Source organism: Longimicrobium sp. (assembly GCF_036399255.1).
Lineage (GTDB): Bacteria > Gemmatimonadota > Gemmatimonadetes > Longimicrobiales > Longimicrobiaceae > Longimicrobium.
In genome coordinates this window covers 42,155-55,552 of record NZ_DASWNM010000151.1, presented here as the reverse complement: position 1 = coordinate 55,552, position 13,398 = coordinate 42,155, and the positions used below count along the sequence as shown (strand labels likewise).

Below are 13,398 nucleotides of genomic sequence, written 5' to 3'. Positions count from 1 at the left end.
CCTTCCCGTTCGACGTCAGCCTCTCGGAGGGCGCTGGTCGTAGATCTTCTCGGCCCAGCCGCAGAATACCGCGGCGTCGTCCAGCAGCCGGCGCGCCTCGCCGACCCGGTAGTAGCTGCCCTGGTACGAAACGTGGTCCTTTTTGCCGACCACCGTCCGCAGCTGGCGAACCCGCTCCGGGGGCGCCTGGTGGCTCAGCGCGAACACCAGCGTGTCCGGCGCGCGCGTGTGGTCTCCCTCCGTCGACTTGACGCCCTTCCAGGCGATGCAGAGCGCGTCGTTGTACGCGATGCACGCGTGGACCGCCACCACCGCGATGGCGTTGCCGAAGCTGTCCGACTCCGTCGCCAGCTCCGCCATCACCTCCGCGCTCTGGAGCAGCGCGGCGCCCACGCGCCGGTACCGCTCCGCCTGTCCGCGGTCAACTTCCTTTCTGCTTCCGCGTGTGACCATGAACGATCTCCTCCAGTCGCTTGCCCGTGATCCGCCGGTTGTCCCGCAGCAGCTCCGCGATGAGCGCGTCTCCGTCCGCGTGCATCGTCCTGAGCTTCGCCAGATCGAGGACCACGGCGGAGAGCCGCAGCCCGTAGCGAGTGTACAGTTGTTCGGCGGATTGCGCCAGAGTTTCGTGCACGGTGTCCACCTGCGCGGGGCCCGAGACGACGGCGAGCACGTCGAAGTCGCTCCCCACGCGGTCCCTGCCGCGCGCCGCGCTCCCGAACAGGTACAGGCCTTCCAGGCTCTTTCCGGGCTTGCCCCCCACCGCGCGGGCCAGTTCGCGGAACACCTCGTCCACCCGCGCCTCCTCGGCCTGGAACAGTGGCCCCAGGGCGCGCTGCACCAGCACGTTCTGCCGGTTCAGCGTGTACAGGTGCTGGCTGCGGGTGTCGTCGCGATGCACCACCCCCAGCGCGACCAGCTGCGCGAGCGACCGCTGCGCGGGCTGCACCGCGACGCCGGCCGTGCTCGCCACCTCGCGCCCGGACACGGGAGAACGCATTCCGTGCAGCGCGCGCAGCAGCCGCAGCTTGCTGCTGGAAGACAGGATCAGGTCGAGCGGCGTAAAGAACAGTCCCATTCCGGAGCCCCGGTTCCGTGACTCACTTGTAAGTCACCTGACTTCATTGTAAGCCACGTGACTTACTTTTAAGTCACACAAGTATACTCCACCCTGGCTCCCGTGCCAAGGATCGCCTACCGATATCCCGCCGCCTGGAGGTTGAACAGCTCGGCGTAGCGGCCGGAAAGGGCCAGCAGGGCGTCGTGCGTGCCCTGCTCCAGCACGCGGCCGTGCTCCAGCACCAGGATGCGGTCCGCCATGCGCACGGTGGAGAACCGGTGCGAGATCAGCACCGCCATCCTCCCCTCCGTCAGCTCGGCGAAGCGGCTGAACACGCCGTACTCCGCGCGGGCGTCCAGCGCCGCCGTGGGCTCGTCCAAAATCAGCAGCTGCGCGTCGCGCATGTAGGCGCGGCCCAGCGCCACCTTCTGCCACTGCCCGCCCGACAGGTCCACCCCGCCGTCGAAGCGCCGCCCCAGCATCTGCCGGTAGCGCCCGGGAAGCGCTTCAACCACCTCCGACGCCAGCGACCGCTCGGCCGCGCCCACCACCTTGCCGTGCGCCCCGTCATCCCCCGACGCCAGCTCGCCGATGCGCCCCACGGCGATGTTCTCCTCCGCCGTCATGTCGTAGCGCACGAAGTCCTGAAAGATCACGCCCACCTGGTCGTGCAGCTCCGCGGGGTCGTACTCCGCCAGCGGGCGGCCGTCCAGCAGCACCGTGCCGCGGGTGGGCTCGTACAGCCGCGCCAGCAGCTTGGTGATGGTCGTCTTTCCCGCGCCGTTCTCCCCCACCAGCGCCACCCGCTCGCCGGGGTGGATGCGAAAGCTGATGCCGCGCAGCACCCACGACGGGTCGTCGTCCGGCACGTCCTCCGTCACCGGTGTCCCCTCGACCGCCTCGGGATAGCGGAACCAGACGTCGCGGAACTCGAAGCCCTGGCGGATGGGGCGGGGAAAGGGAATCGCGTGCTCCGGCCGGGCGATGGACGGGCGCATGGAGAAGAAGAGGAACAGGTCGTCCAGGTACAGCGCCTGCTCGTACAGCTCCGTGGTCGACAGCAGCATCCGCTGGATCAGGTCGCGCGAGCGGGAGAACGTTCCCGACAGCAGCGTCAGGTCGCCCAGCGTCAGCCGGCCCAGCACGGTGCGTTGGACGATGGTGGCGTACGCGGCGTAGTAGCCCAGCGTGGAGAGGAGGGAGAGCCCCGTGCTCACCAGGTTGCGGCGGATGGCCAGCCGCCGGTTGGCCGCGTAGAAGCGGTCCGCCAGCGTGCGGTACTGGTCGATGAGGTACGGGGACAGGCCGAAGAGCTTTACCTCCTTGGCCGTCTTTTCGGACGCGGCGATCAGCCGGTAGTAGTCCAGCTTGCGCCGCTCCGGCGTCCACTGGTACAGCAGCGAATAGCCCAGCGCCGCGAAGTGCGTTTCTCCCAGGAACGAGGGGAGCACCGTGATCACCAGCAGCGCAAAGAGGAGGGGCGAAAAGGCCAGCAGGGTGCCGGTCAGCGTGAGCAGCGTCAGCGCGTCCTGCGCCAGCCCGAACAGCTGGGACAGGAGGACGATGCGCCCCACCGTCTGCCGGCGGGCGCGCTCCAGCCGGTCGTAGAAGGCGGGATCCTCGAAGTGCTGCAGGTCCAGCTCGGCCGCGTGCTCCATCAGCCGCACGCTCATCCGGTTGCTGAACAGGTCGCCCAGCAGGCTTTCCAGCAGCGTCCCCGTGCGCGCCGCCACCTCGCCCACGGCCACGATGCCGAACTCCACCCCCACCAGCGTGGCGATGCGGTTCCAGTCCGGCGCCCCCGTGCGCGAGGCCTGCACCACCTCGTCCACGATCAGCTTGCCCACCCACAGCGTGGCGATGGGGATGAACGCCCGCAGCAGCCGCAGCGCGGCGACCCCCGCCACGTAGCCGCGGTGCGTCTGCCACACCATGCGCAGGAACGGCGGCAGGTTGCGCATGGCCCGCCAGCGCTGCGCCCACGTGGGGGACGCGGGCGGCGGCGTGCGGCGGCGGCTGGGGACGTGCTGGGGCTGCGACATTGCAGGAAAGTACGAGGGGACAGGTTACAGGGGACAGGGGACAGGGGGAGGATGTTACAGCCGGGCGTCTGCGATGCGCGGCTGTAACTCTCCGATCGGCGAGCCGGTCCAGGAAAATGCACGGATTTCCGCGGAATTCCGGGCGTTGGGAGGCGCGCGGCGGGGGTAGGCGTTCTCCGCAGGGCGCGTCCGAAATTTCCCCACAGACGCGGCGGCCGGCGGAGCATAGATTCCCCGGGCCGAAGCACGTGGTTTTTCCCTGCACGCGCGGTGCGCGGCGGGGCTGGCGAACGCTGGCGGGGGGGCGTATTATGCCCGCCGCCGGGCCGCCCGCCCGCTGCATGCGCGCCGAAGCGCGGGCCCGGGCCGCCGGAACGACCTGGAAAGAACGCCGAACACCCACAGCCGATGAAGTCAGTCTCCGCACCCGCCGGGCGCCTCGCCCGCCCGGGCGCCGCTCCCGGGGCGCGGCCCCTGCTGGCCGCCGGGCTCCTGCTGCCCCTGCTGGCCGCCTGCGGCGAGGACCACGTCACGCGCTACCCGCAGACCACGTTCGCCCCCACCACGGAGATGGGGGAGATCCAGATCGGGCTGTTCAACCTGACCCTGTACCTGGGGGTCGCGGTCGGCCTGCTGACGTTCGCGGGGCTGGGCTACATCCTGTGGAAGTTCCGCTACCACCCGGATGCGCCCGAGCCCACGCAGGTGCACGGCAACACCACGCTCGAGGTGGCGTGGACGCTGATCCCGGCCCTGATCGTGGCCGTGATCGCCGTGTTCACCGTGCAGGCCATCTTCGCCACGCAGCCCGAGCCGCCCGCCAACGCGCTGAGCGTGCGGGTGATCGGCAAGCAGTGGTGGTGGGAGTTCCAGTACCCGGTCAACGGCGGCCGCGACACCGTGGTCACCGCCAACGAGATCCACGTGCCCGTGGGCCAGCCGGTGCAGCTGCTGCTGGAGTCCGACAACGTGCTGCACTCGTTCTGGGTGCCGCAGATGGGCGGCAAGCGCGACCTGATCACCAACCGCGTCAACCGCCTCATCTTCACCCCGCGCGAGCCGGGCGTGTACATGGGGCAGTGCGCCGAGTTCTGCGGCGACAGCCACGCGCTGATGAAGATGCGGATGATCGCGCACACCCCGCAGGGCTTCCAGGACTGGCTGAACAACGAGGCCAGCCCCGCCCTGCAGCCCACCGACTCCACGTCGGCGGTGGCGCTGGGGAAGAAGCTGGTCACGCAGGGCGTGTGCGCCGGCTGCCACGTCGTCGGCGGCACGCCCATGGTGGGGCGCACCGGGCCCAACCTGACGCACTTCGGGCGGCGGCGCACGCTGGCGGCGGGGATCATGGAGAACAACGCGGCCAACCTGCACGCGTGGATCCGCAACGCCCCGTCCATCAAGCCGGGCTCGCTGATGCCGCAGCTGGGGGGCGACATCCCCAACGCGCTCACGGACGAGCAGATCACCTACATCGTGGCGTACCTGCAGTCGCTTCAGTAGCGGCGCGCAGGGCTGTACATAAAGACCGACGGCGACGGCCGGCCCCGGGAGCCATTCCCGGACGCGGCCTTTCGTGATCAGGCGCCCGCCCCGTAAAAAGGGCGCCCCGAACCCGATGGAGCAGGAATGGCATCGACAGCAACGGTGGCCGCACCGCACCACCCTCATACCGCGGCACCCGCCGAGCCCACCGGCCTGTGGAGCTGGATCACCACGGTGGACCACAAGCGGATCGGCATCATGTACGGGGTGACGGCCTTTGCCTTCTTCCTGATCGGCGGCATCGAGGCGCTGCTGATCCGGGTGCAGCTGGCCGTGCCCAACAACAACTTCGTCAGCGCCGACTTCTACAACCAGCTGTTCACGGTGCACGCGCTGACGATGATCTTCGCGGCGCTGATGCCCCTGACGGCGGCGTTCTTCAACTACATCATGCCGCTGCAGATCGGCGCGCGCGACGTGGCGTTCCCGCGGCTCAACGCGCTGTCGTACTGGGTGTACCTGTTCGGCGTGCTGTTCTTCAACGTCGGCGTTTTCCTGCAGATGGGCCCCAACTCGGGGTGGTTCGCGTACGCGCCCATCACCACCCGCGAGTTCTCGCCCGGGCTCAACATGGACTTCTACGTCCTGGGCCTGCAGATCCTGGGCTTCTCGTCGATCCTGGCGTCGCTCAACTTCATCGTCACCATCATCAACATGCGCGCGCCGGGAATGCGGCTGATGCGCATGCCGATCTTTACCTGGCTCACGCTCATCACGGCCATCCTCATCGTGACGGCCATGGCGGTGTTCACCATCGCCGTGACGGAGCTGATGGTGGACCGGCTGTTCGGGGCCACCTTCTACGACATCCGCAAGGGCGCCGACCCGCTGCTGTGGCAGCACCTGTTCTGGATGTTCGGCCACCCCGAGGTGTACATCCTCATCCTGCCCATCATGGGCATGGTGTCGGAGGTGATCCCCACGTTCAGCCGCAAGCCGCTGTTCGGCTACAACGTGATGGTGTTCTCGGGGGTGCTCATCGGCTGGCTGGGGTGGGGCGTGTGGAGCCACCACATGTTCGCCACGGGCATGGGGCCCATCGCCGACAGCTTCTTCGCGCTGTCCACGATGCTCATCGGCATTCCCACGGGGATCAAGATCTTCAACTGGCTGGGCACCATGTGGGGCGGCAGCCTGCGCTTCACCACGGCCATGCTGTTCAGCATCGCGTTCATCGCGATGTTCACCATCGGCGGCATCTCGGGCGTCATGCACGCGGCCGCGCCCAGCGACCTGCAGCAGACCGACACGTACTTCGTGGTGGCGCACCTGCACTACGTGTTCTTCGGCGGCACGGTGCTGGGGCTGTGGTCGGGGATGTACTACTGGTACCCCAAGATCACCGGCCGGCTGATGAGCGAGCGGCTGGGCAAGGCCCACTTCTGGCTCACCCTGGTCGGGATGAACCTGACCTTCTTCCCCATGCACTTCCTGGGGATGCTGGGGATGCCGCGCCGCATCTTCACCTACGCCGACAACATGGGCTTCAACGAGATGAACCTGGTCATCTCGGCCGGCTCGTTCATCATCGCCCTGGGCACGCTGGTCTTCGCGATCAACCTGGTGTGGGCGTGGAAGCGCGGGAAGATCGCGGGGCCCAACCCCTGGGGCGCGGCCACGCTGGAGTGGGCCATGGCCTCGCCCCCGCCGGTGTACAACTTCGTCAAGATCCCGGTGGTGCACTCGCGCATGCCCCTGTGGGAGGGCGACCCCACCAAGTCCAGCGGCATTCCGCACGGGCGGGTGGAGGAAGAGACGGAGCAGGTGACGCTGATGGGCGCGAAGGTGGGCGAGGTGCGCGACCCGGAGCAGGACGTGAACCGCATGTCGGCGCACGACCTGGGCATTCACCTGCCGCCGCCGTCGTACTGGCCCATCATCACCGCCGCGGCCATCTCGATCATCTTCATCGGCCTGCTGTTCCGCAACGTGGAAGGCTGGGCGCACAACCTGTGGCTGATGAGCATCCTGGGCGTGGTGGGGCTTGTGCTGTGCGTCTACGCCTGGGCGTTCGAGCCGGGGCACAGCCACTGAGGGAAGAGTGCCTAGTACCCAGTATCTAGTGCCAAGTAACTCAGGCACCAGGTACTGGGCACTAGGTACTGGGCACCAGGTACCAGGCACTTTGTACTTCGGCACTAGGCACTAGGAACTTCTTCGCAATGGACCACACCCACGCGCTGGACCCGAACGCGGCGCACGCGGCCCACGCGGCCCATATCGACACCAGCACGGGGCTGGACAGCCGCAAGATGGCGTTCTGGGGCTTCATCGGCTCGGAGTGCCTGCTCTTCGGCTCGCTGATCGCCACGTACATGGCGTACAAGGGCCGCAGCATCGGCGGGCCGCGCCCCCACGAGGGCGGCTGGACCAACTCGGTGACCGGCCAGGTGATGGAGCACGGGGTGTTCAACATCCCGCTCACCACCTTCAGCACCTTCATCCTGCTGATGAGCTCGGTGGCGATGGTGCTGGCGCTGAACTACACGCAGCGCGGCGACCGCAGGAACAGCGCGCTGTGGCTGTTCCTGACGGCGTTCGGCGGCTCCATCTTCCTGGGGTGCCAGGTGTACGAGTTCACGTACTTCGTGGTGCACGACGGGATGACGCTGAGCAGCAACCTGTTCTCGTCCAGCTTCTTTCTGCTGACGGGGTTCCACGGCGCGCACGTCACGGTGGGGGTGCTGTACCTGCTCACGCTGTCGGTGATGGCGTGGAAGGGAAAGATCGGTCCCGAGAAGTCGCTGAACGTGGAGATCGCGGGCCTGTACTGGCACTTCGTGGACGTGATCTGGATCATCATCTTTCCCCTGGTCTACCTCGTACGGTGAACGGCGACATGACGAGCGAACTGCGCGAAGTGGCGCACAACCAGCACGCCCATCCCACGAACCGGTTCTACATCATCGTCGGCGTGATCCTGATCGCGCTGACGGTGCTGGAGGTGCTGGGGTACATGGGCGAGCAGAGCGGCACCCTGGGCCCGGGGATGGCGACGACCATCATCCTGTTCCTGTCGGCGCTCAAGTTCCTGCTGGTGGTCGCGCTGTACATGCACCTGAAGTTCGACCACAAGTTGTTCACGGGGATCTTCGTGTTCCCCGCGCTGCTGGCCACGCTGGTGATCGGGTCGATGATCCTGCTCTTTGGCCCGCTGCACGGCACGTCCACGGCCATCCACGGCAGCATGAGCAGCGACGAGGGGGTGCACGGGCCCAGCACGGCGCCCCAGGGCAACCCCGGCGCGCCCACGACGCCCCCGGCGCCGGGGCACTGACGCACCCAGGCAGGACAAGGCAGGTTTCCGGATGTCCATCGCGGTTCTGGGCCTCGCGCTGCACGGCGAGGCCTTCTCGTGGTCCGAATGGCGGGTGTACCCCAGCTTCATGGCGGGGTGGCTGCTGCTGTTCGGCGCGTACTTTCTGCTGATCGGCCCCCTGCGCCACCGCTTTTCCGGCTCGCGTCCCGTGCCGGCGAAGAAGGTGGCGTCGTTCGTCTTTGGCATGGGGCTGATGTTCGCGGCGCTGCAGGGCCCGCTGCACGAGCTGAGCGACTACTTCCTGTTCAGCGCGCACATGGTGCAGCACCTGGTGCTCATCCTCATCATGCCGCCCTTTCTGCTGTACGCCACCCCCGACTGGGCGCTGCGCCCGGTGGTGCGGCGAAAGTGGCTGGGGAAGGCCGCGCGCCTGCTGACGCTGCCGCTGGTGGCGTTCGCGCTGAACAACGCCATCTTCCTGGCCTGGCACTTTCCGGGTCCGTACGACCTGATGATGCGCGACCACGGGGTGCACGTGACCATGCACCTGATGATCATGGTGACGGGCACCATCATGTGGTGGCCGGTGATGAGCCCGCTTCCGGAGCTGCCGCGCATCGCGCCGGCGCTCCAGATGGTGTACCTGTTCCTGGTGGGCATTCCCATGATGGTCTCGGCGGCGCTCATCACCTTCTCGGCCACGGAGCTGTACACGTGGTACGTCGAGGCGCCGCGCATCGTCCCCGGGCTGACGGCGCTGGAGGACCAGCGGCTGGGCGGGGTGATCATGTGGGTGCCGGGCGGGCTCACGCTGTGGCTGGCCATCACCGCGGTCTACTTTCGCTGGACCGGCCGCGAGCGCCGGGAGGACGAGGCGGTGGCGCTGCAGCAGCCGCGGGTGAACCGCGCTGGCCTCATCGTACCGCCGCCGTTTCCGCAGGGCTGATTCACGCAGCGATCGCAAACCGACGCGCCCGGACAAGTGCTTGTCCGGGCGCGTTTTGCGTATGGATCGTGGCCGGCGGGAAACGGGTCCGCGTGTTGGCGGGTCGCGGTATTGGACGTTCCGGACGGCCGGGTTATACTTGTGGGCGAGAAGAGAACGTGTCCCTGAACGGAGCAATCGATGAGCACTCCACTGCCGGCTGATGACGCCGAAGGACCCTGGGCAGATCCTTTCGTGCGCCGGGCGGAGTTCCGCCGGCGGCTGGCCGCCAAGGGGATCTTCGTCCGCTTCCCGAGGACGGACAAGGAGTGGGTGCCGCCGGTTCCACTCCCCGTCTCCGCCGACGAGGCCAGCCAGATGGTGATCCGGATGCGCCGGGGTGAGGATTGACCACCTACTTCTTCGACACGTCGGCGGTGGTCCGGCTGTACACGACGGAGACCGGAGCCGTCCTGGTCCGGAATCTGGTTCGCAGCGCGGTCGTCGCGCGGCCGACCACCGAGATCGTCGTGTGCGACCTCGCGCGGCCGGAGACCTTTGCGGCGCTCAGGAAGATCGCGACCGGAGCCGATGCCGCACGCCGGGGGCTGAGCCGTGCCGCGCTCCGCATGGTGCTTCCACGGGTACGCGAGGACTTCAGCGAACAGGAGAGCTTCTTCGTCATGCCGGCGACCCCTTGCATGACGGTAGCCGCGGAGATCGCCGGACGGCACCCCATCAAGGGGGCCGACGCGGTCCACATTGCATCCGCCCTGACCGCGAAAGAGGCTGCGCCTGTACCGGAGCGGTTCTTCTTCGTGAGCGATGACCTGGCGCAGTGCCGGGTTGCCGAAGCGGAGGGGTTGAACGTGCTGCGCCCCTCCGCGTAGCCGTCGCGGTTCAGCCGGCGCCTACCGCTCCAGCTGGCGCGGTCCAGCCGGCGAGGGTGGCGCGGGCGGCGCAGGTGGTCTCCAGAAAGTTGCGGAGGGCTGCGTCGGAATGGGGGGCGTGGACCAGGAGAGAGGAGACCGACGCCGCGTCCGTGCAAGTGCTTGCCCAAGCGCGTCTTGCGTTCGGATCGCGGTCGGCGGGAAACGGGTCCGTGAGTTGGCGGATCGCGATAATTGGACGTTGCAGGCGGTGCGGCTATACTTGTGAGTGAGAAGAGGACGTGTCCCTGAACGGAGCGGTTTGGTGAGCAACCCACTGCCGAAACATGACGAGGATGGCCGCTGGTCGGATCCACATGCGGTTCGTGCGGAGTTCCAGCGGCGCCTGGCCCAGCGCGGGATCTTCATCCGTTTGCCTGAACCGGGCAGGGAGTGGCTTCCGCCGGTGCCGTTCCCCGTCTCGGCCGATGAGGCCAGCGCGATGGTGATCCGAATGCGGAGGGAGGATTGAACACGTACTTCTTCGACTCCTCCGCACCCCTCCGCGTAGTCGTCGCCGGACAGCGGGCGATATCTGTGCGAACCTGAACCGTGTGCGATCATGAGCAACGCTGCGATTGAAACGCAACGCAAAGAGATGCCCCGGGACCCGCAGGCTTGGCGCGAGGAATTCCGCCGTCGCCTGGCCGAGCGGGGAATCCACATCCGCCTTCCGCCTCCGGGTGCAACCTGGGAGCCGCCGGAGCATCCCCTTCCGATCGATGCGGACGAGATGAGCCGCTTCGTGGTGCAACTGCGCAGGGAGGGCAAGCTGTGAAGGTGTTCTTCCTCGACACCTCGGCGATCATCCGGCTTTACGTAGTGGAGACGGGCTGGCGATGGCTCCGGGACCTGATGCGTAGCGCGACAGGTGAGCACGCATCGGCCCTGGTGTGCTTCTGTGACCTGGCACTCCCGGAAACCGTGTCTGCCCTCCGGCAGATCGCGCAGAAGCCCGACGCGGCCCGGCGGGGGCTGAGTCGCGCGGCGTTCCGGCAGACGGTGCCTCGCGTGAGGGCAGATCTGCTGGACGATTTCCTGCTCACCGTTCTCCCCGCGAGCCGGTGCATGCCGTTGGCCGCAGAGGTCGTGGAGCGGCGGGAGATCCGGGGTGCGGATGCGGTTCACCTGGCCGCCGCGCTCACCGCCCGGACCACGATCGCCGGTGACGCGCCTTTCGCGTTCGTGAGCCACGACCAGCGCCAGTGCCGCGCGGCGCAACGCGAAGGGCTGGAGGCCATCACGCCCTCCTGAGCCGCTCCGCCTACCGCTCCAGCGCGGCGCGGTCCCAGCCGGCCAGGGTGGCGCCGGCGGCGTAGGTGGTCTCCAGGAACTCGCGGAGGGCGGCGTCGGGGTCGGGGGCCGTGCGGACGGCTTCGTAGGGAAGCAGCCACTCGCCCATTTCGGCGCCGTAGTACGCGGCCTCCGGGCCCACGGAGGCCGATTTGTATCCCTCCGGCTCCGGGTAGAAGTAGGCGTAGAACGCCGGCTGCGGGAACATGGCGTTCCCCGGCCAGAAGCCCGCGCTGCTGGCCGCGTGCGAGTACGCCTCGCGCGTGACGGAGTCGGCGATGCCGGGCGCGCCGGGGTGCACCGGCGCCGGCCCGCCGCTGAAGCGCGTGACCGCCAGGTCCAGGCTTCCCCAGAACAGGTGCACGGGGCTGCACTTGCCCAGCCACCCCGCGCGAAACTCGCGCATCACCCGGTCCGCCTGCGCCAGCACCCGCCAGAAGCGGTTCGCCGCGTCCGCGTCGTACGAGGCGTGCGTGGTGTCGCGCTCGAAGGGAATGGGGTCCGGCACCTCCTGCGGCAGCGTGTTGATTCGCACCGTGATCCCCAGCTTCCCCAGCACCGCCATCAGCTCGGCATGAAAGTCCGCCACGGTGCGGGGGCGCAGCTCCAGCGTGCGCACCTCGCCCTCGCCGGTGCGCACCACCAGGCGGTGGTCGATGAAGTCGAAGTCGATCTCGAAGGTGCGGACGCCATACGGGATGGCGGTGGTGGTGAGGCCGCGGGCGCAGACGTACAGCGGCACGTGCCACCAGTGGTTCACCGCGGGGGTGAGCTCCATGCGGATCTTGCCCACGATCTGCGTCCACATGTGCAGCGTCTGCAGCGTGTCCTTCCACGCCTCGTACGGAAGCGCGGGCCAGACGTCGGTGCGGGGAAGGACCACGGTCTGCGGCATGGGGCACCTCCGGAGGGGAGAGGGAGGGAAGACGCCGCGCCGCCGGGGATCGGCGGCGCGGCGTTGTTGCGGTCGGAACGGTCCGCCGGGTCAGCCGGTGGGCGGCAGGCGCTCCCACTTGGGCAGCGCCGCGCAGGCCAGCGGCGGCGTGGCCGGGCCGGCGTTCTGGCCCTTGATGATCAGCGCGTGCTGGCCGTTGAGCACCGTGCCCACCGGCACCTGCAGCGTGTCGGTGAGCGTGGCGATGTTGCCGGCGCCCACCGGGATGGGCCCCACGGGAGCCACCTCGCCGCCGTTCTGCTCGCAGGTGCCCTGGACGATGGCGCCCTGCAGCTGCTGGTTCCCCTGCGAGATCCCGGTGACGTTCAGCGAGATCTCCGTTCCCTGGTCCAGCCCGCGAAAGTTCACGGAGCCGTTGACGCCGGAGTTGTTGACCGGCGACAGCTGCCCGGCGGCGATGGTCTGCTCGGGGCGGGGGATGTTCTCCACGCCGGGCGCGGCCTGCTGGCCGGCGTCGGCGTTGGGGGTCATGGTGGTGCCGGTCTGGCCCACCTCCTCGGTGTTGCCGCCCGGATCGGGGTTCTCGCCGCCGTCTTCCCCGCATGCGCCCATGGCCAGGCACAGCACCGCGGCCGCCGTCGTCAGCATCTTCATCCGCCCATCCTCCCTCGTCGTCAAAAATCCGCGATCAGGACCGGGGTGGCGGGCAAGGAGCGTTCCAGATCAGCCCCCGCCGAACCGCCGCCGGGCCTCCTCCAGCTGCTCCGGGCGGCCGATGTCCACCCACGCGTGGCCGTCCACGTGAAAGGGAAGGATGCGCTCGCCCTCCGCGGCCAGGCGCAGGTACGGATCCAGGATGGAGAACGCCCCGCGCTCCGTCATCAGATCGAAGATGCGCGGCGAGAGGACGTGGATGCCGGCGAACGGCAGCGCCCGCACCTCGCCCGCCGCCGGGCGGACGCGCAGGTCGATGCCCTTCGTCTCGTCGGTGCGCCCCAGCAGCCCGGCGTCGTCGAACAGCATCTTGCGCGTGGTCTGGCGCCGCATGACGGCGACGGTGGCCAGCGGGTCGCCGGCGGCCCCGTGCGCCGCGTACATCTCGCCCAGCGGGATCTCGGAAAGGATGTCGGCGTTGTGCAGAAAGAAGGGCGCGTCCTTTCGGAACAGCCCCTCCGCGGCCAGCAGCGCGCCGCCGGTCTCCAGCGGGCCGGGGTCTTCGCGCGAAAAGACGGCCTCCACGCCAAAGCCGTCCCTGGACCGCACGTAGTCCTCGATCTGCTGCGCCAGGTGGGCCGTGTTGACGATCAGCCGGTCCGCGCCGGCCTCGATCAGCCGCCGCGCCACGCGCTCGATGATCGGCATGCCGCTGACGTCGATGAGCGCCTTGGGGGTGTGGTCCGTCAGCGGGCGCAGGCGGGTGCCGAGGCCCGCCGCCAGGATCATGGCGTCC

At 68.5% G+C, this 13,398-nt stretch carries 16 protein-coding genes; 10 read left to right on the top strand and 6 right to left on the bottom strand.

What is annotated here, in order from left to right:
* Positions 1–15: 15 nt before the first annotated feature.
* From VGC13_RS28905 to VGC13_RS28895, 3 genes are all read right to left on the bottom strand, one after another.
* Positions 16–453, bottom strand: a complete 438-nt coding sequence (locus VGC13_RS28905; protein WP_331128807.1) for a hypothetical protein — start codon at positions 451–453, stop codon at positions 16–18.
* Positions 422–1,078 carry a nucleotidyltransferase domain-containing protein gene (locus VGC13_RS28900; protein WP_331128806.1) on the bottom strand — a complete coding sequence of 219 codons (657 nt, stop codon included), beginning with the start codon at positions 1,076–1,078 and terminating at the stop codon, positions 422–424. Before VGC13_RS28900 ends, VGC13_RS28905 begins: the two co-directional genes overlap by 32 nt.
* Before the next feature lie 116 nt (positions 1,079–1,194).
* Positions 1,195–3,102: an ABC transporter ATP-binding protein gene (locus VGC13_RS28895; RefSeq protein ID WP_331128805.1), complete on the bottom strand. Its 1,908-nt coding sequence runs from the start codon at positions 3,100–3,102 to the stop codon at positions 1,195–1,197.
* 408 nt (positions 3,103–3,510) lie between these two features.
* Here VGC13_RS28895 and coxB point away from each other — a divergent pair, with 408 nt between their 5' ends.
* The 10 genes from coxB to VGC13_RS28845 all read left to right on the top strand — a co-directional run bounded on the left by coxB (position 3,511) and on the right by VGC13_RS28845 (position 11,014).
* Positions 3,511–4,605 carry a cytochrome c oxidase subunit II gene (gene coxB / locus VGC13_RS28890; protein ID WP_331128804.1) on the top strand — a complete coding sequence of 365 codons (1,095 nt, stop codon included), beginning with the start codon at positions 3,511–3,513 and terminating at the stop codon, positions 4,603–4,605.
* A 126-nt stretch (positions 4,606–4,731) separates the two neighbouring features.
* Entirely contained in the window at positions 4,732–6,681 is a 1,950-nt protein-coding gene (gene ctaD, locus VGC13_RS28885) for a cytochrome c oxidase subunit I (RefSeq protein ID WP_331128803.1), read from the top strand.
* Between the two features lie 128 nt (positions 6,682–6,809).
* The gene (locus tag VGC13_RS28880; protein WP_331128802.1) at positions 6,810–7,478 is read left to right on the top strand and encodes a cytochrome c oxidase subunit 3; all 669 of its coding nucleotides are present in this window, start codon (positions 6,810–6,812) and stop codon (positions 7,476–7,478) included.
* A gap of 8 nt (positions 7,479–7,486) precedes the next feature.
* The gene (locus tag VGC13_RS28875; RefSeq protein WP_331128801.1) at positions 7,487–7,924 is read left to right on the top strand and encodes a cytochrome C oxidase subunit IV family protein; all 438 of its coding nucleotides are present in this window, start codon (positions 7,487–7,489) and stop codon (positions 7,922–7,924) included.
* A 31-nt stretch (positions 7,925–7,955) separates the two neighbouring features.
* Positions 7,956–8,852, top strand: coding sequence for a cytochrome c oxidase assembly protein (locus VGC13_RS28870; protein WP_331128800.1), 897 nt, complete (start codon positions 7,956–7,958; stop codon positions 8,850–8,852).
* 180 nt (positions 8,853–9,032) lie between these two features.
* The gene (locus tag VGC13_RS28865; RefSeq protein ID WP_331128799.1) at positions 9,033–9,242 is read left to right on the top strand and encodes a hypothetical protein; all 210 of its coding nucleotides are present in this window, start codon (positions 9,033–9,035) and stop codon (positions 9,240–9,242) included.
* Entirely contained in the window at positions 9,239–9,721 is a 483-nt protein-coding gene (locus VGC13_RS28860; RefSeq protein WP_331128798.1) for a type II toxin-antitoxin system VapC family toxin, read from the top strand. Before VGC13_RS28865 ends, VGC13_RS28860 begins: the two co-directional genes overlap by 4 nt.
* Before the next feature lie 304 nt (positions 9,722–10,025).
* Positions 10,026–10,232: a hypothetical protein gene (locus tag VGC13_RS28855; RefSeq protein ID WP_331128797.1), complete on the top strand. Its 207-nt coding sequence runs from the start codon at positions 10,026–10,028 to the stop codon at positions 10,230–10,232.
* 90 nt (positions 10,233–10,322) lie between these two features.
* Positions 10,323–10,538 carry a hypothetical protein gene (locus VGC13_RS28850; protein WP_331128796.1) on the top strand — a complete coding sequence of 72 codons (216 nt, stop codon included), beginning with the start codon at positions 10,323–10,325 and terminating at the stop codon, positions 10,536–10,538.
* Positions 10,535–11,014: a type II toxin-antitoxin system VapC family toxin gene (locus VGC13_RS28845; RefSeq protein ID WP_331128795.1), complete on the top strand. Its 480-nt coding sequence runs from the start codon at positions 10,535–10,537 to the stop codon at positions 11,012–11,014. Before VGC13_RS28850 ends, VGC13_RS28845 begins: the two co-directional genes overlap by 4 nt.
* Before the next feature lie 10 nt (positions 11,015–11,024).
* Here the strand turns inward: VGC13_RS28845 and VGC13_RS28840 are convergent, their stop codons facing one another.
* The 3 genes from VGC13_RS28840 to VGC13_RS28830 form a co-directional block, all read right to left on the bottom strand.
* Positions 11,025–11,948, bottom strand: coding sequence for a DUF5996 family protein (locus tag VGC13_RS28840; protein WP_331128794.1), 924 nt, complete (start codon positions 11,946–11,948; stop codon positions 11,025–11,027).
* Positions 11,949–12,038: 90 nt separating this feature from the next.
* The gene (locus tag VGC13_RS28835) at positions 12,039–12,602 is read right to left on the bottom strand and encodes a hypothetical protein (protein ID WP_331128793.1); all 564 of its coding nucleotides are present in this window, start codon (positions 12,600–12,602) and stop codon (positions 12,039–12,041) included.
* A 69-nt stretch (positions 12,603–12,671) separates the two neighbouring features.
* Positions 12,672–13,391: a nucleotidyltransferase family protein gene (locus VGC13_RS28830; RefSeq protein ID WP_331128901.1), complete on the bottom strand. Its 720-nt coding sequence runs from the start codon at positions 13,389–13,391 to the stop codon at positions 12,672–12,674.
* Between the last annotated feature and the right edge of the window lie 7 nt (positions 13,392–13,398).

Coding starts and splice junctions, on each gene's coding strand:
- VGC13_RS28905 (WP_331128807.1), bottom strand. CDS start 453: ATGGTCACACGCGGAAGCAGAAAGGAAGTTGACCGCGGACAGGCGGAG.
- VGC13_RS28900 (WP_331128806.1), bottom strand. CDS start 1,078: ATGGGACTGTTCTTTACGCCGCTCGACCTGATCCTGTCTTCCAGCAGC.
- VGC13_RS28895 (WP_331128805.1), bottom strand. CDS start 3,102: ATGTCGCAGCCCCAGCACGTCCCCAGCCGCCGCCGCACGCCGCCGCCC.
- coxB (WP_331128804.1), top strand. CDS start 3,511: ATGAAGTCAGTCTCCGCACCCGCCGGGCGCCTCGCCCGCCCGGGCGCC.
- ctaD (WP_331128803.1), top strand. CDS start 4,732: ATGGCATCGACAGCAACGGTGGCCGCACCGCACCACCCTCATACCGCG.
- VGC13_RS28880 (WP_331128802.1), top strand. CDS start 6,810: ATGGACCACACCCACGCGCTGGACCCGAACGCGGCGCACGCGGCCCAC.
- VGC13_RS28875 (WP_331128801.1), top strand. CDS start 7,487: ATGACGAGCGAACTGCGCGAAGTGGCGCACAACCAGCACGCCCATCCC.
- VGC13_RS28870 (WP_331128800.1), top strand. CDS start 7,956: ATGTCCATCGCGGTTCTGGGCCTCGCGCTGCACGGCGAGGCCTTCTCG.
- VGC13_RS28865 (WP_331128799.1), top strand. CDS start 9,033: ATGAGCACTCCACTGCCGGCTGATGACGCCGAAGGACCCTGGGCAGAT.
- VGC13_RS28850 (WP_331128796.1), top strand. CDS start 10,323: ATGAGCAACGCTGCGATTGAAACGCAACGCAAAGAGATGCCCCGGGAC.
- VGC13_RS28840 (WP_331128794.1), bottom strand. CDS start 11,948: ATGCCGCAGACCGTGGTCCTTCCCCGCACCGACGTCTGGCCCGCGCTT.
- VGC13_RS28835 (WP_331128793.1), bottom strand. CDS start 12,602: ATGAAGATGCTGACGACGGCGGCCGCGGTGCTGTGCCTGGCCATGGGC.
- VGC13_RS28830 (WP_331128901.1), bottom strand. CDS start 13,391: ATGATCCTGGCGGCGGGCCTCGGCACCCGCCTGCGCCCGCTGACGGAC.